This is a genomic window from Citrobacter sp. CRE-46 (assembly GCF_059615875.1).
In genome coordinates this window covers 4,350,167-4,367,450 of the sequence record NZ_CM184341.1, presented here as the reverse complement: position 1 = coordinate 4,367,450, position 17,284 = coordinate 4,350,167, and the positions used below count along the sequence as shown (strand labels likewise).

Sequence of the window (17,284 nt, the reverse complement as noted above, 5' to 3'; positions counted from 1 at the left end):
GTGACAATTTTCAGGGAGAGAGTATGTCTCATATAAATTACAACCACCTGTATTACTTTTGGCATGTCTATAAAGAAGGTTCGGTGGTTGGTGCAGCAGAAGCGCTTTATCTGACACCGCAGACCATTACCGGGCAGATCAAAGCGCTTGAAGAACGTTTACAAGGAAAGTTGTTCAAGCGGAAGGGGCGTGGGCTGGAGCCAAGCGAGTTAGGCGAGTTAGTCTTTCGTTATGCGGATAAAATGTTCACGTTAAGCCAGGAAATGCTGGATATCGTGAACTACCGCAAAGAGTCTAACTTGCTGTTTGATGTCGGCGTGGCGGATGCGCTATCCAAACAGCTGGTCAGCCGTGTGTTGAATGCCGCGGTGGTGGAAGATGAACAAATCCATCTGCGCTGTTTTGAATCAACGCACGAGATGCTGCTGGATCAACTCAGTCAGCATAAGCTGGATATGATTATCTCTGACTGTCCGATTGATTCTACGCAACAGGAAGGGTTGTTCTCGGTGCGCATAGGCGAATGCGGCGTAAGTTTTTGGTGCACCCAGCCTTTGCCTGAGAAGCCGTTTCCGGCCTGTCTGGAAGAGCGCCGATTGCTGATCCCTGGACGTCGTTCGATGCTCGGTCGTAAGCTGTTGAACTGGATTAACTCACAAGGCTTGAATGTTGAAATCCTCGGCGAATTTGATGACGCAGCGCTGATGAAAGCTTTTGGTGCAACGCATAACGCTATTTTCGTTGCCCCGACGCTCTATTCGAACAACTTCTATGCCGACGATTCAATTGTGGAGATTGGGCGCGTGGAGAATGTGATGGAGGAATATCACGCTATATTTGCGGAAAGAATGATCCAGCATCCGGCGGTGCAGCGTATTTGTAATGCGGACTACTCGGCGCTCTTTACGCCAATGAACAAATGACAGCCATAAAAAAACCCGCTTGCGCGGGTTTTTTCACAAAGCGACAACAAGCAGGCGATTAAGCCAGTTTGTTGATCTGTGCAGTCAGGTTTGCTTTATGACGTGCAGCTTTGTTTTTGTGGATCAGACCTTTAGCAGCCTGACGGTCCACGAGTGGTTGCATTTCGTTAAATGCTTTCAGTGCAGTAGCTTTGTCGCCAGCTTCGATAGCTGCGTATACTTTCTTGATGAAAGTACGCATCATAGAGCGACGGCTAGCGTTGTGCTTGCGGGCCTTTTCAGACTGAACGGCGCGCTTCTTAGCTGATTTGATATTAGCCAAGGTCCAACTCCCAAATGTGTTCTATATGGACAATTCAAAGGCCGAGGAATATGCCCTTTTAGCCTTCTTTTGTCAATGGATTTGTGCAAATAAGCGCCGTTTAAATTGCAGCACTCGTTGCGTAGTGATGGCGCAGGATTCTACCAGCTTGCGTGGCGTGAATACAGCTTTTCCACGAGAAAAATTGCATTGGATTGCCCGTTAAGGTCTGCAATTTGTTTCATAACAATGAAAACCATCCTCTTTCTGTTTCGGAGAAACAATCGCCGGTTAACCTTGACCGCGGTACAGGGTATACTTTCACGATTTTCACTGTTTTGAGCCAGACATGAAGCTGATACGAGGCATACATAATCTCAGTCAGGCCCCGCATGGGTGTGTGCTGACTATTGGTAATTTCGACGGCGTGCACCGTGGCCACCGTGCGTTGCTGCAGGGCTTACGGGAAGAAGGGCGCAAACGCAATTTGCCGGTGATGGTGATGATTTTCGAGCCACAGCCATTAGAGCTGTTTGCAACGGACAAATCACCTGCGCGCCTTACTCGCCTGCGAGAAAAACTGCGTTATCTGGCGGAGTGTGGCGTAGATTACGTATTGTGCGTGCGTTTTGATAGGCGCTTCGCGGCATTAACGGCGCAGACATTTATCAGCGATCTGCTGGTTAAGCGCCTTGGTGTACAATTTCTTGCCGTGGGTGATGATTTCCGCTTTGGCGCTAGCCGTGCGGGCGATTTCTTGTTATTACAGGAAGCGGGCGCTGAGTATGGTTTTGATATCACCAGTACCCAAACCTTCTGTGAAGGCGGTGTTCGTATCAGCAGCACCGCGGTACGTCAGGCGCTGGCTGAAGATAACCTGCAGTTGGCCGAAAGCCTGCTTGGGCACCCTTTTACCATCTCAGGACGGGTGGTGCATGGTGACGAGTTAGGACGCACCATTGGCTTTCCGACGGCAAACTTACCGCTTCGTCGCCAGGTTTCTCCGGTGAAAGGGGTTTATGCGGTTGAAGTGATGGGGCTGGGTGACAAACCTTTTCCCGGTGTTGCCAACATCGGCACCCGCCCGACGGTAGCCGGCGTACGTCAGCAGTTGGAAGTGCATCTACTGGACGTTGTAATGGACCTCTATGGTCGCCATATAGATGTAGTGCTGCGTAAAAAAATTCGCAGCGAGCAGCGATTTGCTTCGCTGGATGAACTAAAAGCGCAGATTGCGCGTGATGAGTTGACTGCCCGCGATTTTTTTGGGCTAACAAAACCGGCTTAATGCCTATACGAGTTTTAAATACGGAACCGAGAATCTGATGAGTGACTATAAATCAACCCTGAATTTGCCGGAAACAGGGTTCCCGATGCGCGGCGATCTCGCCAAGCGTGAACCGGGAATGCTGGCGCGTTGGACTGATGATGACCTGTACGGCATCATTCGTGCGGCCAAAAAAGGCAAAAAAACCTTCATTCTGCATGATGGCCCTCCTTATGCGAATGGCAGCATTCATATTGGTCACTCGGTTAACAAGATTCTGAAAGACATTATCGTGAAGTCCAAAGGACTCACGGGCTATGACTCGCCTTACGTTCCGGGCTGGGACTGCCACGGTCTGCCGATCGAGTTGAAAGTAGAGCAGGAATATGGCAAACCGGGCGAGAAGTTCACCGCCGCTGAGTTCCGCGCTAAATGCCGTGAATACGCTGCTACACAGGTTGACGGTCAGCGTAAAGACTTTATCCGTCTTGGCGTGCTGGGCGACTGGTCGCATCCGTACCTGACCATGGACTTTAAAACCGAAGCCAACATCATTCGCGCGCTGGGTAAAATCATCGGCAACGGTCACCTGCATAAGGGTGCGAAGCCGGTGCACTGGTGCGTTGACTGCCGTTCCGCGCTGGCGGAAGCGGAAGTTGAGTATTATGACAAAACCTCCCCGTCCATCGACGTGGCGTTCCACGCCGCCGATCAGGACGCGGTGAAAGCGAAATTTGCCGTTTCTGACGTTAACGGCCCGATCTCGCTGGTTATCTGGACCACCACCCCGTGGACGTTGCCGGCGAACCGCGCGATCTCCCTGGCGCCTGATTTTGACTATGCGCTGGTGCAGATCGACGGCCAGGCCGTGATTCTGGCGAAAGATCTGGTTGAAAGCGTCATGCAGCGCATTGGCGCGGCCGACTACACCATTCTGGGCACCGTTAAAGGCGCAGAGCTGGAACTGTTGCGCTTTACCCACCCGTTTATGGGTTTTGACGTACCGGCGATTCTGGGCGATCACGTCACGCTGGATGCGGGTACCGGGGCGGTACATACCGCGCCTGGCCACGGCCCGGACGACTATGTCATCGGTCAAAAATACGGTCTGGAAGTGGCGAACCCGGTGGGTCCGGACGGCGCTTATCTGGCGGGCACCTACCCGACCCTGGACGGTGTGAACGTCTTTAAAGCCAACGATATTGTTGTCGCTCTGCTGAGCGAAAAAGGCGCGTTGCTGCACGTCGAGAAGATGCAGCATAGCTATCCGTGCTGCTGGCGCCACAAAACGCCGATCATCTTCCGGGCGACCCCGCAGTGGTTCGTGAGCATGGATCAGAAAGGCCTGCGCGCGCAGTCCCTGAAAGAGATCAAAGGCGTGCAGTGGATCCCTGACTGGGGCCAGGCGCGTATCGAATCCATGGTTGCCAACCGTCCTGACTGGTGTATCTCCCGTCAGCGTACGTGGGGTGTGCCGATGTCTCTGTTCGTTCACAAAGACACCGAAGAGTTGCATCCGCGCGCTATCGAACTGATGGAAGAAGTGGCTAAACGCGTTGAAATTGACGGCATCCAGGCGTGGTGGGATCTCGATCCGAAAGATATCCTCGGCGACGAAGCTGACCAATATGTCAAAGTCCCGGATACGCTGGACGTTTGGTTTGACTCTGGTTCCACCCACTCATCTGTCGTAGACGTGCGTCCTGAATTTGCCGGTCACGCAGCGGATATGTATCTGGAAGGCTCTGACCAGCACCGTGGCTGGTTCATGTCATCTCTGATGATCTCCACCGCGATGAAAGGCAAAGCGCCGTATCGCCAGGTACTGACTCACGGTTTCACCGTGGATGGTCAGGGCCGTAAGATGTCCAAGTCTATCGGTAACACCGTTTCTCCGCAGGACGTGATGAACAAACTCGGCGCGGATATTTTGCGTCTGTGGGTGGCGTCTACCGACTACACCGGTGAAATGGCGGTTTCTGACGAAATTCTGAAACGTGCTGCCGACAGCTATCGTCGTATCCGTAACACCGCGCGCTTCCTGCTGGCGAACCTGAACGGGTTCGATCCGGTAAAAGACATGGTGAAACCGGAAGAGATGGTGGTGCTGGACAGGTGGGCGGTAGGTTGTGCGCAAGCGGCCCAGGAAGAGATCCTGAAAGCTTACGAAGCCTATGACTTCCACGAAGTAGTGCAGCGCCTGATGCGTTTCTGCTCCGTAGAAATGGGTTCGTTCTACCTCGACATCATCAAAGACCGCCAGTACACCGCGAAAGCGGAAAGCCGGGCGCGTCGTAGCTGCCAGACTGCGCTGTTCCATATCGCAGAAGCGCTGGTTCGCTGGATGGCGCCGATCATGTCCTTCACCGCGGATGAAATCTGGGGTTACCTGCCGGGCGATCGTGAAAAATACGTCTTTACCGGTGAATGGTACGAAGGCCTGTTTGGCTTAGGTGAAACCGAAGCGATGAACGATACCTTCTGGGACGAGCTGCTGAAAGTACGCGGCGAAGTGAACAAGGTCATCGAGCAGGCGCGTGCGGATAAGAAAGTCGGTGGTTCTCTGGAAGCGGCAGTCACCCTGTACGCTGAACCCGAACTGGCGGCGAAATTGACCGCGCTCGGCGAAGAGTTGCGCTTTGTGCTGCTGACCTCTGGTGCGAGCGTTGCGGAGTTTGCCGAGGCGCCAGCTGATGCTCAGCAGAGCGAATTGCTCAAAGGTCTGAAAATCGTACTGAGCAAAGCCGAAGGTGAGAAGTGCCCGCGCTGCTGGCATTACACTACCGACGTCGGCCAGGTGGCGGAACATGCAGATATCTGCGGACGCTGTGTCAGCAACATCGCCGGTGATGGCGAACAACGTAAGTTTGCCTGATGAGTAAGCCTCTTTGTTCAACAGGGCTACGCTGGCTGTGGCTGGTGGTAGTCGTGCTGATTATCGATTTAGGCAGCAAGTACCTGATCCTCCAGAATTTTGCTCTGGGGGATACGGTATCGCTGTTCCCGTCGCTTAATCTGCACTACGCGCGAAACTATGGCGCGGCGTTTAGCTTCTTAGCCGACAGCGGCGGCTGGCAACGTTGGTTTTTTGCCGGTATCGCTATTGGTATCTGCGTCATCCTGATGGTGATGATGTATCGCTCGAAGGCGACGCAGAAGCTGACCAACATCGCGTATGCGTTAATCATTGGCGGTGCGCTGGGCAATCTGTTCGATCGCCTGTGGCATGGCTTCGTGGTTGATATGATTGACTTTTACGTTGGCGACTGGCATTTCGCGACATTCAACCTGGCTGATACGGCAATCTGTATCGGCGCGGCATTGATTGTTCTCGAAGGCTTCTTACCGTCGAAAGAGAAAAAAGCCGCATAAAAAAATGCCGGATGGCGCTATGCTAATCCGGCTTACAATCTATCGCGAACCTTGTAGGCCCGGTAAGCGTAGCGCCACCGGGCAAACAGGCGGCAGCAATTTTAAAGAGCAACCTGCATGTCTAAATCAGTACAGAGTAACAGTGCGGTGCTGGTGCACTTCACCCTTAAGCTCGACGATGGCTCCACCGCAGAGTCAACCCGCAATAACGGCAAGCCTGCGCTGTTTCGCCTGGGCGATGGTTCTCTGTCTGAAGGACTGGAACAACACCTGCTGGGGCTAAAAGAGGGTGATAAAACCACTTTTTCCCTGGAGCCGGATGCCGCCTTTGGCGTGCCAAGCCCGGACTTGATTCAGTATTTCTCGCGTCGGGAATTTATGGACGCGGGCGAGCCAGAAATTGGCGCTATCATGCTCTTTACCGCAATGGACGGCAGTGAGATGCCTGGCGTGATTCGTGAAATCAACGGTGACTCTATCACGGTTGATTTCAACCATCCGCTGGCCGGGCATACCGTTCATTTTGATATTGAAGTGCTGGAAGTCGAACCAGTACTGGAGGCGTAAAATGCAGATCCTGTTGGCTAACCCGCGCGGTTTTTGCGCTGGCGTAGACCGCGCTATCAGCATTGTAGAAAACGCGCTGGCTATTTATGGCGCGCCGATTTATGTCCGTCATGAGGTGGTGCATAACCGCTATGTGGTGGATAGCCTGCGCGAGCGCGGCGCAATTTTTATTGAGCAAATCAGTGAAGTGCCTGACGGCGCGATCCTGATCTTCTCCGCCCACGGTGTCTCTCAGGCGGTACGTAACGAAGCCAAAGGTCGTGATCTCACGGTTTTCGACGCCACCTGTCCGTTAGTCACCAAAGTGCATATGGAAGTGGCGCGCGCCAGCCGTCGCGGTGAAGAGTCAATTCTGATTGGTCACGCCGGACACCCGGAAGTCGAAGGCACGATGGGCCAGTACAGTAACCCACAGGGGGGGATGTATCTGGTTGAATCACCGGAAGATGTACTGAAACTGACCGTGAAGAATGAAGGTAAATTGTCCTTCATGACACAGACCACGCTTTCCGTTGACGACACTTCTGACGTGATTGATGCGCTGCGCCAACGGTTCCCGAAAATTGTCGGGCCGCGCAAAGACGATATCTGTTATGCCACCACCAACCGTCAGGAAGCGGTTCGCGCGCTGGCGGAACAGGCTGATGTGGTGCTGGTGGTCGGCTCGAAAAACTCCTCTAACTCTAACCGTCTGGCTGAACTGGCCCAGCGAATGGGGAAAGCGGCGTATTTGATTGACGATGCGACCGACATCCAGGAAGCGTGGGTAAAAGACGCTAAGTGCGTAGGCGTGACGGCCGGAGCCTCGGCGCCGGATATCCTGGTGCAAAACGTGATCGCTCGCCTGCAGGAACTTGGCGGTGGAGAGGCTATCCCACTGGAAGGCCGTGAAGAAAATATTGTTTTCGAAGTGCCTAAAGAGCTGCGTGTGGATGTTCGTGAAGTAGAGTAAGTCTTTCACGATACGATTATGAGAAGATGCCAGACTTAACGTCTGGCATTTTTTATGGAGAAACCATGCGCTTACCGATCATTCTTGATACCGATCCCGGCATTGATGATGCCGCCGCTATTGCCGCCGCGCTGTTTGCCCCTGAGCTGGATCTGCAACTCATGACCACGGTAGCAGGCAATGTTTCGGTGGAAAAAACCACCCGTAATGCGTTGCAGTTGCTGCATTTCTGGAATGCGGATATTCCGCTGGCGCAAGGGGCATCAATGCCGCTGGTGCGGCCGCTGCGTGACGCCGCTTCCGTGCACGGCGAGTCCGGTATGGAAGGGTATGAATTTGTCGAACACGACCGACAGGCGATGGCAAAACCCGCCTTCCAGGCTATTCGTGACGCGCTGATGCATGCCCCGCAGCCCGTGACGCTGGTAGCGATTGGTCCGCTGACCAACGTTGCGCTGCTGCTGACCCATTATCCTGAATGCATATTCAATATTCACCGTCTGGTGATGATGGGCGGTTCAGCCGGGCGCGGGAACTTTACGCCAAATGCCGAGTTTAATATTGCTATCGATCCTGAGGCCGCCGCGAAAGTTTTTCAGAGTGGGCTGGAGATCGTGATGTGTGGGCTGGATGTCACTAATCAGGCCATGCTGACGCCGGAGTATCTGGCGACGCTTCCCGCGCTCAATAAGACCGGCAGCATGCTGCACGCACTATTTAGCCATTACCGCAGCGGCAGTATGAATACAGGACTGCGGATGCATGATCTGTGCGCGATTGCCTGGCTGGTGCGCCCGGAACTCTTTACCCTGCAGCCGTGCTTCGTGGCGGTGGAAACTCAGGGGGAATATACCTCGGGTACCACGGTGGTGGATATTGAAGGACGTTTGGGGCATCCGGCAAATGCCCAGGTTGCACTGGATCTTGACGTTGAGGGGTTCCAGCAGTGGGTGGCAGAGGTGCTGGCGCTGGCGCCATAATCAGGTGTTGTGTAGCGGTACCTTTTCGCCGAGATAATCAATCATCGCCCGCATTCTGGCGGGCATATGTTGATTGCGCGTCCATAGCAGCCACAGTTCCCCGCTGTAGTCGCTGATAAATTCCCATTCCGGCAGTACCTGGACAATCTCGCCATTGGAGAGTGCCGCGCGGGCGGTGAACAGCGGCAGGCTGCCGATTCCGAGGTTATTTTTCACCGCATCCAGACGTACGCCGGTATGGTTGGCGGCGTAGCGACCATGAGTCTGAATGGTCTCCACACGTTCACCGCGGCGAAACTTCCAGCGTGAATCCGCAGGTGTCTCGCCAAGGCTGATACAGCTATGCTCGCGCAGTGCCTGCGGGTGCTCGGGCGTACCATGCTTGCGTAAATACTCGGGGGTAGCGCATATGACATGGCTGACCGGCATCAGTGGTTTCCCATACAGGCCCGGGGAGGGCGACTGACTGATGCGCAGCGCAAGGTCGACGCCGTCGTCGATTAAATCCATATAACGGTCTTCCAGCCGAAGGCGGACGTCCACCTGTGGGTAGCGCGTAAAGAATTCGGCCATCAGTGGATGAATGACAAATCGCCCCACCGCTTTGGGCACGCTGAGGGTCAGTTGCCCTTGCGCAATAGTTTGTCGGCTGCTGCCTGAGTCGACAGCCATTTGCGCCGCATGCAGCATTTCCTGCGCGTGCGCATACACTATTTTGCCCGTTTCGCTAAGCGCCAGCTTGCGTGTCGTACGGTGCAGCAGTTTGCTGCCCAGCGCCTTCTCGAGGCGTGATGCGCTGCGGCTAATAGCGGAAGGCGTAGCACCTGAGACTTTGGCGGCGGCAGAGAAGCTCCCCTGGTCGATAATCAACACAAAGGTGGCAAGGTCAGGAAGAAGGTTAGGGTTCATTTGTGCATACCAGGCAAAGATGCATTGAACCGGCGCAGGATTATCGCCGTCAGTAAAGTGAATATACTCTTCCTATCAAGAGGAGAGCAATCATGACCGAACGTCTTTATTACACCTGTGATAACACCGAAGGCCAGGCCACGGTGATGAGCTGTACAGCGCGAGCGGAAGGAGGCTATGCGGTGGTGCTGGACGGCACGCTATTTCACCCACAGGGCGGTGGGCAACCCGCGGATGCTGGCTGGATTGATGAGATCCCCGTCGAGACGGTGATCGTGAGTGATGACGATGTGCTACATATCGTGGCGACACCGATTGCGCCTGGCGTAATCAGCCTGAGAGTTGATGCGACACAGCGTCAGCTGCATGCGCGGCTGCACTCTGCGGGGCACCTTATCGGGCTGGCGGGTACAGAGTACGGATGGCAACCGGTAAAAGCGCACCACTGGCCTGGCGAAGGGCGGATTACGTTTTCCGCAAAAGGCAGCAGTACGCTGCCGGACGGCGCCTCACTGCTGGCGAAAATCAACGCCTGGCAGGCGGAGGATCTTCCTCGCCGGGTGACATCCGACGGCGGTTTGCGCGAAGTCGGGTTCGGTGAGCTGCCCGCTTACCCTTGCGGCGGTACGCATGTTGCGCGTTTATCCGACATTGGGCAGGTGACGATTACTCAGGTGAAGATGAAAAAAGGGCAGATGATCGTCACCTACACGCTCGTGCCATAAAACCGCACTCGCGAAAATATCTACGCAGATTGGCTGGTTTCTGCTCGGTTTTCCATCGTTTTCCCATCACTTTGCGCCATACTGAGTAAGTTTGACTTCTTTCCAGTGCTCCAGCAATGATTCATCCTGCGGGATGAATCATGTCTTTTACTGATATTCCCCTCTGTTTATCATTAAATTCTAATTATGGGTGTTTTCAGCTAGCGGCCTCCGGGCGTGCTGGTTACTCTGAAAACGATTTACGCAAAATTAACAAAAGAGAATAGCTATGCATGATGCACAAATCCGCGTTGCCATCGCGGGAGCCGGAGGACGCATGGGGCGTCAGTTGATTCAGGCCACACTTGGCATGGATGGCGTACAGCTTGGCGCGGCGCTGGAGCGCGAAGGCTCTTCCTTACTGGGAAGCGATGCCGGAGAGTTAGCGGGAGCCGGGAAAACGGGCGTTACCGTACAAAGCAGCCTTGAGGCGGTGAAAGATGATTTCGATGTTTTCATCGATTTCACGCGACCGGAAGGTACGCTGACGCATCTGGCGTTTTGCCACCAGCACGGTAAGGGAATGGTGATTGGTACCACCGGATTCGATGATGCCGGTAAACAGGCTATTCGCGATGCCGCGCAGGAGATTGCTATCGTCTTCGCTGCGAATTTTAGCGTCGGCGTTAACGTCATGCTGAAACTGCTTGAGAAAGCAGCAAAAGTGATGGGGGACTATACCGATATTGAGATTATCGAAGCGCATCACCGCCACAAAGTGGATGCCCCATCGGGGACCGCGCTGGCGATGGGTGAGGCGATCGCCGGGGCGTTGGATAAAGATCTGAAAGACTGCGCTGTCTACTCGCGCGAAGGTTATACCGGCGAGCGTGTGCCGGGCACTATTGGTTTTGCGACCGTACGCGCCGGTGACATTGTCGGCGAACATACCGCGATGTTTGCCGATATTGGCGAGCGTATTGAAATCACCCATAAAGCGTCCAGCCGCATGACTTTTGCCAATGGCGCAGTGCGATCGGCGGTTTGGCTGAAATCTAAGTCAAATGGTCTTTTTGATATGAAAGATGTACTTGATTTACGCAGTTTATAGATTTTATTACCCTTCGTGATGTGGTTATGGTAATCGTAATTATTTGATTACATGGGGCAATATTTTATTGCCCTTTAATTTTTTGGATTTTGGTTTTGTTTTTTATCTAAGTCGATGTTTATATATGTTTTTATGCTTCATTCTGTTATATGAATGTAAATTTTGACCAAGTGGTCCACTTTTTTCTCTCGCTGCTCCCGTTTTTACACTCTTTATCTACCGCAAGCGTTTTCCACCCTGAGTTAGCTGATCTTTTTGCCTGTTAAATCGAGTGATTTATCCCAGTGGCGTAAAATAATAATAAAAATTGCCCTTTTGGGTAGACTTTTACGTGGGCTATCTCTAGAATGCCGCCGTTTGCCAGAAATCCATAGGTAAGCAAATTTGCATTGATTCATGAGGTGTTAATGAATTAATATGCAAATAAAGTGAGTGAATATTCTCTGGAGGGTGTTTTGATTAAGTCAGCGCTATTGGTTCTGGAAGACGGAACCCAGTTTCACGGTCGGGCCATAGGGGCAACAGGTTCGGCGGTTGGGGAAGTCGTTTTCAATACTTCAATGACCGGTTATCAAGAAATCCTCACTGATCCTTCCTATTCCCGCCAAATCGTCACTCTTACTTATCCTCATATCGGTAATGTCGGCACCAATGAAGCCGATGCAGAATCTTCTCAGGTACATGCGCAAGGCCTGGTCATCCGCGACCTGCCGCTGATTGCCAGCAACTACCGCAACACCGAAGACCTCTCTTCTTACCTCAAGCGCCATAATATTGTGGCGATTGCCGATATCGATACCCGTAAGCTGACGCGACTGCTGCGCGAGAAGGGCGCTCAGAACGGCTGCATCATTGCAGGCGATAATCTGGATGCTGCGCTGGCCTTAGAAAAAGCCAAAGCGTTCCCGGGCTTAAATGGGATGGATCTGGCAAAAGAAGTGACCACCGCTGAATCCTACAGCTGGACTCAGGGTAGCTGGACGCTTTCGGGTGACCTGCCGGAAGCGAAGTCTGCAGAAGAGCTGCCGTTCCACGTGGTGGCCTACGATTTTGGCGCCAAGCGCAACATTCTGCGTATGCTGGTGGATCGCGGCTGCCGCCTGACGGTGGTACCGGCGAAAACCTCCGCGGAAGATGTTCTGAAGATGAATCCGGACGGTATCTTCCTGTCTAACGGCCCAGGTGACCCGGCCCCGTGCGACTACGCCATCGAAGCCATTGAGAAATTCCTCCAGACCGATATTCCGGTATTTGGCATCTGCCTCGGCCATCAACTGTTGGCGCTGGCGAGCGGTGCGAAGACCATCAAGATGAAGTTTGGTCACCACGGTGGTAACCACCCGGTGAAAGACATGGATAAGAATGTGGTGATGATTACCGCGCAGAACCACGGCTTTGCGGTGGATGAAGCTTCGCTGCCAGCCAACCTGCGCGTGACCCACAAGTCCCTGTTCGACGGTACCCTGCAAGGGATTCACCGTACCGATAAACCGGCGTTCAGCTTCCAGGGCCACCCGGAGGCGAGCCCAGGCCCGCATGATGCGGCGCCGCTGTTCGACCACTTTATCGAGCTTATTGAACAATACCGTCAGTCCGCGAAATAATCAGGAGTAATAAAAGCCATGCCAAAACGTACAGACATAAAAAGTATCCTGATTCTGGGCGCGGGCCCGATTGTTATCGGTCAGGCGTGTGAGTTTGACTACTCCGGCGCCCAGGCGTGTAAAGCGCTGCGCGAAGAGGGTTACCGCGTTATTCTGGTGAACTCTAACCCGGCAACCATTATGACCGACCCGGAAATGGCCGATGCGACCTACATCGAGCCGATCAACTGGGAAGTGGTACGCAAAATCATCGAAAAAGAGCGTCCGGATGCGGTTCTGCCAACCATGGGCGGCCAGACCGCGCTGAACTGCGCGCTGGAGCTGGAGCGTCAGGGCGTGCTGGAAGAGTTCGGCGTGACCATGATTGGTGCGACCGCTGATGCGATTGATAAAGCAGAAGACCGCCGTCGTTTCGACGTGGCGATGAAGAAAATCGGCCTCGACACCGCGCGTTCCGGTATCGCGCACACCATGGAAGAAGCGCTGGCGGTTGCCGCTGACGTGGGCTTCCCGTGCATCATCCGTCCATCTTTCACCATGGGCGGCACCGGCGGCGGTATCGCCTACAACCGTGAAGAGTTTGAAGAAATCTGCGAACGCGGCCTGGACCTCTCGCCAACCAACGAGCTGCTGATTGATGAATCGCTGATCGGCTGGAAAGAGTACGAGATGGAAGTGGTGCGTGATAAAAACGACAACTGCATCATCGTCTGCTCTATCGAAAACTTCGATGCGATGGGTATTCACACCGGTGACTCGATCACTGTTGCTCCGGCGCAGACCCTGACCGACAAAGAATACCAAATCATGCGTAACGCCTCGATGGCGGTACTGCGTGAAATCGGCGTAGAAACCGGCGGTTCCAACGTTCAGTTCTCGGTGAACCCGAAAGATGGTCGTCTGATCGTTATCGAAATGAACCCGCGCGTCTCCCGCTCTTCGGCGCTGGCTTCCAAAGCCACCGGCTTCCCGATTGCCAAAGTGGCGGCCAAACTGGCGGTGGGTTACACCCTCGACGAACTGATGAACGACATCACCGGTGGCCGTACTCCGGCCTCCTTCGAGCCGTCTATCGACTACGTTGTCACCAAGATTCCTCGCTTCAACTTCGAGAAATTCGCCGGTGCGAATGACCGTCTGACTACGCAGATGAAATCCGTCGGCGAAGTGATGGCGATTGGCCGCACGCAGCAGGAATCTCTGCAGAAAGCGCTGCGCGGCCTGGAAGTGGGCGCCACCGGTTTCGACCCGAAAGTGAGCCTCGACGACCCGGAAGCGCTGACCAAAATCCGTCGCGAGCTGAAAGACGCGGGCGCCGAGCGCATCTGGTATATCGCCGATGCCTTCCGCGCGGGCCTCTCCGTCGACGGCGTGTTCAACCTGACCAACATCGACCGCTGGTTCCTGGTACAGATTGAAGAGCTGGTACGTCTGGAAGAAAAAGTGGCGGAAGTGGGCATCAACGGCCTCGACGCTGACTTCCTGCGTCACCTGAAGCGCAAAGGCTTCGCCGATGCGCGTCTGGCAAAACTGGCGGGTGTGCGCGAAGCGGAAATCCGCAAGCTGCGCGACCAGTACAACCTGCACCCGGTCTACAAGCGCGTGGATACCTGCGCGGCGGAATTCGCCACCGATACCGCCTACATGTACTCTACCTATGAAGAAGAGTGCGAATCTAACCCATCCGTCGACCGCGACAAAATCATGGTCCTCGGCGGCGGTCCGAACCGTATCGGCCAGGGTATCGAATTTGACTACTGCTGCGTCCATGCCTCGCTGGCGCTGCGCGAAGACGGTTACGAGACCATCATGGTCAACTGTAACCCGGAAACTGTCTCTACCGACTACGACACCTCCGACCGTCTGTACTTCGAGCCGGTAACGCTGGAGGACGTACTGGAAATCGTGCGCATCGAGAAGCCGAAAGGCGTCATCGTGCAGTACGGCGGCCAGACCCCGCTGAAACTGGCGCGTGAACTGGAAGCCGCAGGCGTACCGGTTATCGGCACCAGCCCGGACGCCATCGACCGCGCGGAAGACCGTGAACGCTTCCAGCACGCGGTTGACCGTCTGAAGCTGAAACAGCCAGCCAACGCCACCGTGACCGCCATTGAACAAGCGGTTGAGAAGGCGAAAGAAATTGGCTACCCGCTGGTGGTGCGCCCGTCCTACGTACTGGGCGGCCGCGCGATGGAAATCGTCTACGACGAAGCCGACTTGCGTCGCTACTTCCAGACCGCGGTTAGCGTCTCCAACGACGCGCCGGTGCTGCTGGACCGCTTCCTCGACGATGCCATCGAAGTGGACGTTGACGCCATCTGCGACGGCGAAATGGTGCTGATTGGCGGCATCATGGAGCACATCGAGCAGGCGGGCGTACACTCCGGCGACTCCGCCTGTTCTCTGCCTGCCTACACGCTGAGCAAGGAAATTCAGGATGTGATGCGCCAGCAGGTGCAGAAGCTGGCCTTCGAACTGCAGGTGCGCGGCCTGATGAACGTGCAGTTTGCGGTGAAAGACAACGAAGTCTACCTGATTGAAGTCAACCCGCGTGCGGCGCGTACCGTACCGTTCGTCTCCAAAGCCACCGGCGTACCGCTGGCGAAAGTGGCGGCGCGCGTGATGGCCGGCAAATCGCTGACCGAGCAGGGCGTGACCAAAGAAATTATCCCGCCGTACTACTCGGTGAAAGAAGTGGTGCTGCCGTTCAACAAATTCCCGGGCGTTGACCCGCTGTTAGGGCCAGAAATGCGCTCTACCGGGGAAGTGATGGGCGTGGGCCGTACCTTCGCGGAAGCGTTCGCCAAGGCACAGCTGGGCAGTAACTCCACGATGAAGAAACAGGGCCGTGCGCTGCTCTCGGTTCGCGAAGGCGACAAAGAGCGCGTGGTGGACCTGGCCGCTAAGCTGCTAAAACAGGGCTTCGAGCTGGATGCGACTCACGGTACCGCGATTGTGCTGGGTGAAGCCGGTATCAACCCGCGTCTGGTGAATAAGGTGCATGAAGGTCGTCCGCACATTCAGGACCGTATCAAGAATGGCGAATACACCTACATTATCAACACCACCGCAGGTCGTCAGGCGATTGAAGACTCCAAGCTGATTCGCCGCAGCGCCTTGCAGTACAAAGTGCATTACGACACTACCCTGAACGGCGGTTTCGCAACGGCCATGGCGCTGAATGCGGATGCCACCGAGAAGGTGACCTCGGTGCAGGAAATGCACGCGCAGATCAATAAATAATAAACAGAAGGTTCGGTGATATTTGCGTTAATCGGATCTGCAATATAAATTTGAAACGGTTCCTGAGAAGGAGCCGTTTTTTTTACCCTATCAGGTCATTCCTGGAGATGTCCGTTTCCTTAACCACATTTTCAATGTAATAAGCACGATATTGCTCACACTAATCAACATTCAAGTCGCATACTATCTTTATATCCACAATTTTAATATGGCTTAGTTTTTATTAATTTGGACAGGCCGTAGCCAGATTTTTAATTTGTGAAATGGTGTGCTTATGTGTGAAAAATATGTTGAAAGACCGCTTTATTTGTTAATTGCTGACTGGATGATGGCAGAGGACCGATGGATCACTGCCAAGGAGATTTCCCGTCAATTTGATATTGAACACTGCAAAGCAATTAATACGCTCTCCTATATTCTGTCAGAAGTTGGGGAAATTGTTTGTGAAGTGAAGATGATCCCTAACCAGATTGCAGGACGAGGCTGTCAGTGCCAGCGTCTGGTGAAAGTCGTGAGTATTGATTCTCATCTCTATCGCCGATTGAATCATAATTTGCAGGAAAGAAAAGTGAGTGTGGCGAAAGCGCCGCGACTGTCTGCCGTTCCCCCAACAGAGCTCAACCGTGAGCAGAAATGGCAGATGATGCTGTCAAAAAGTATGCGTCGCTAATGGTTAGTTTGCCTGATGGCAGCGTTAACGGGGATTGACGCGTAGGCCGGATAAGCGTCAGCGCATCCGGCATCAATTATTGGGCTGATTTTGGCTTCACGTCCGTCGTGCCTTTCAGGCGCGGCCGGTTTTTTTCGACCTGGGTTAACGGCTTCGTTTCAGATAGCCCCGTTCGACAGCGGACCGCAAGATCCTGATATTCTTTGGTGTTGAGGCGTTTCCAGTGCAGCTCCTGGTCTGTGACCTGGCGTAGTACTCGTGCAGGTGAACCCACCAGCAGTTGCCTTGCCTCACCCTGAAATCCGGCTTTGACGAAACTCATGGCGGCGACGATGCTCTCTTCGCCAATCACTGCGCCGTCCATAATCACGCTGTTCATACCGACCAGGGCGTCCCGGCCCACCACGCAGCCATGCAAAATAGCGCCGTGGCCGATATGAGCGTTCTCATGCACGATGGTATCGGTATCGCAGTAGCCATGCATAATGCAGCCATCCTGCAGATTAGATCCTGCCTTAAGGATCAGGCGCCCATAATCCCCACGCAATGACGCGAGTGGGCCAATATAAACACCAGCACCCACGATGACATCGCCAATCAGCACGGCGCTGGGATGGACAAACGCGTCCGGGTGTACCACCGGGATCAGTCCTTCAAAGGCGTAATAGCTCATGGTTGTAC

The 17,284-nt window shown here is 54.2% G+C and carries 16 protein-coding genes; 13 read left to right on the top strand and 3 right to left on the bottom strand.

Annotated elements, in window-relative coordinates; genetic code table 11:
- Positions 1-23 precede the first annotated feature (23 nt).
- Positions 24-923, top strand: coding sequence for a transcriptional activator NhaR (gene nhaR, locus AC534G_RS21255; RefSeq protein ID WP_038637068.1), 900 nt, complete (start codon positions 24-26; stop codon positions 921-923).
- Between the two features lie 58 nt (positions 924-981).
- Here the strand turns inward: nhaR and rpsT are convergent, their stop codons facing one another.
- The gene (gene rpsT, locus AC534G_RS21250) at positions 982-1,245 is read right to left on the bottom strand and encodes a 30S ribosomal protein S20 (protein WP_038637070.1); all 264 of its coding nucleotides are present in this window, start codon (positions 1,243-1,245) and stop codon (positions 982-984) included.
- A gap of 105 nt (positions 1,246-1,350) precedes the next feature.
- Between rpsT and AC534G_RS21245 the strand changes: the two genes are divergently transcribed.
- From AC534G_RS21245 to rihC, 7 genes are all read left to right on the top strand, one after another.
- On the top strand, positions 1,351-1,566 hold the full coding sequence (locus AC534G_RS21245) for a DUF2575 family protein (RefSeq protein ID WP_071888087.1): 216 nt from the start codon (positions 1,351-1,353) through the stop codon (positions 1,564-1,566).
- A gap of 7 nt (positions 1,567-1,573) precedes the next feature.
- Entirely contained in the window at positions 1,574-2,512 is a 939-nt protein-coding gene (ribF, locus tag AC534G_RS21240) for a bifunctional riboflavin kinase/FAD synthetase (protein WP_038637072.1), read from the top strand.
- Positions 2,513-2,549: 37 nt separating this feature from the next.
- Positions 2,550-5,366, top strand: coding sequence for an isoleucine--tRNA ligase (gene ileS / locus AC534G_RS21235; protein WP_038637074.1), 2,817 nt, complete (start codon positions 2,550-2,552; stop codon positions 5,364-5,366).
- Positions 5,366-5,863, top strand: a complete 498-nt coding sequence (gene lspA, locus AC534G_RS21230; protein WP_069324085.1) for a signal peptidase II — start codon at positions 5,366-5,368, stop codon at positions 5,861-5,863. Before ileS ends, lspA begins: the two co-directional genes overlap by 1 nt.
- 117 nt (positions 5,864-5,980) lie before the next feature.
- Complete coding sequence (gene fkpB / locus AC534G_RS21225; RefSeq protein ID WP_038637078.1) at positions 5,981-6,430, top strand: FKBP-type peptidyl-prolyl cis-trans isomerase; 450 nt, start codon at positions 5,981-5,983, stop codon at positions 6,428-6,430.
- Position 6,431: 1 nt separating this feature from the next.
- Complete coding sequence (gene ispH, locus AC534G_RS21220) at positions 6,432-7,382, top strand: 4-hydroxy-3-methylbut-2-enyl diphosphate reductase (RefSeq protein ID WP_038637079.1); 951 nt, start codon at positions 6,432-6,434, stop codon at positions 7,380-7,382.
- A 65-nt stretch (positions 7,383-7,447) separates the two neighbouring features.
- Complete coding sequence (gene rihC, locus AC534G_RS21215) at positions 7,448-8,362, top strand: ribonucleoside hydrolase RihC (RefSeq protein WP_110496079.1); 915 nt, start codon at positions 7,448-7,450, stop codon at positions 8,360-8,362.
- On the opposite strand, the gene AC534G_RS21210 is transcribed toward rihC, so the two are convergent.
- Positions 8,363-9,271, bottom strand: coding sequence for a LysR family transcriptional regulator (locus AC534G_RS21210; RefSeq protein WP_069324084.1), 909 nt, complete (start codon positions 9,269-9,271; stop codon positions 8,363-8,365).
- Positions 9,272-9,363: 92 nt separating this feature from the next.
- Here AC534G_RS21210 and AC534G_RS21205 point away from each other — a divergent pair, with 92 nt between their 5' ends.
- From AC534G_RS21205 to caiF, 5 genes are all read left to right on the top strand, one after another.
- Positions 9,364-9,996 (top strand): alanyl-tRNA editing protein, encoded by a 633-nt coding sequence (locus AC534G_RS21205; RefSeq protein ID WP_110496078.1) that lies wholly within the window; start codon positions 9,364-9,366, stop codon positions 9,994-9,996.
- A gap of 268 nt (positions 9,997-10,264) precedes the next feature.
- Positions 10,265-11,086, top strand: a complete 822-nt coding sequence (gene dapB / locus AC534G_RS21200) for a 4-hydroxy-tetrahydrodipicolinate reductase (protein WP_199981153.1) — start codon at positions 10,265-10,267, stop codon at positions 11,084-11,086.
- 455 nt (positions 11,087-11,541) lie between these two features.
- Positions 11,542-12,690 carry a glutamine-hydrolyzing carbamoyl-phosphate synthase small subunit gene (gene carA, locus AC534G_RS21195; protein WP_110496077.1) on the top strand — a complete coding sequence of 383 codons (1,149 nt, stop codon included), beginning with the start codon at positions 11,542-11,544 and terminating at the stop codon, positions 12,688-12,690.
- Between the two features lie 18 nt (positions 12,691-12,708).
- A complete protein-coding gene (gene carB, locus AC534G_RS21190; protein ID WP_038637091.1) occupies positions 12,709-15,933 on the top strand; it encodes a carbamoyl-phosphate synthase large subunit in 3,225 nt (1,074 codons plus the stop codon).
- Between the two features lie 274 nt (positions 15,934-16,207).
- Complete coding sequence (gene caiF / locus AC534G_RS21185) at positions 16,208-16,603, top strand: carnitine metabolism transcriptional regulator CaiF (RefSeq protein ID WP_038637093.1); 396 nt, start codon at positions 16,208-16,210, stop codon at positions 16,601-16,603.
- A 76-nt stretch (positions 16,604-16,679) separates the two neighbouring features.
- On the opposite strand, the gene caiE is transcribed toward caiF, so the two are convergent.
- Positions 16,680-17,276, bottom strand: coding sequence for a carnitine operon protein CaiE (gene caiE / locus AC534G_RS21180; RefSeq protein ID WP_110496076.1), 597 nt, complete (start codon positions 17,274-17,276; stop codon positions 16,680-16,682).
- Positions 17,277-17,284 lie beyond the last annotated feature (8 nt).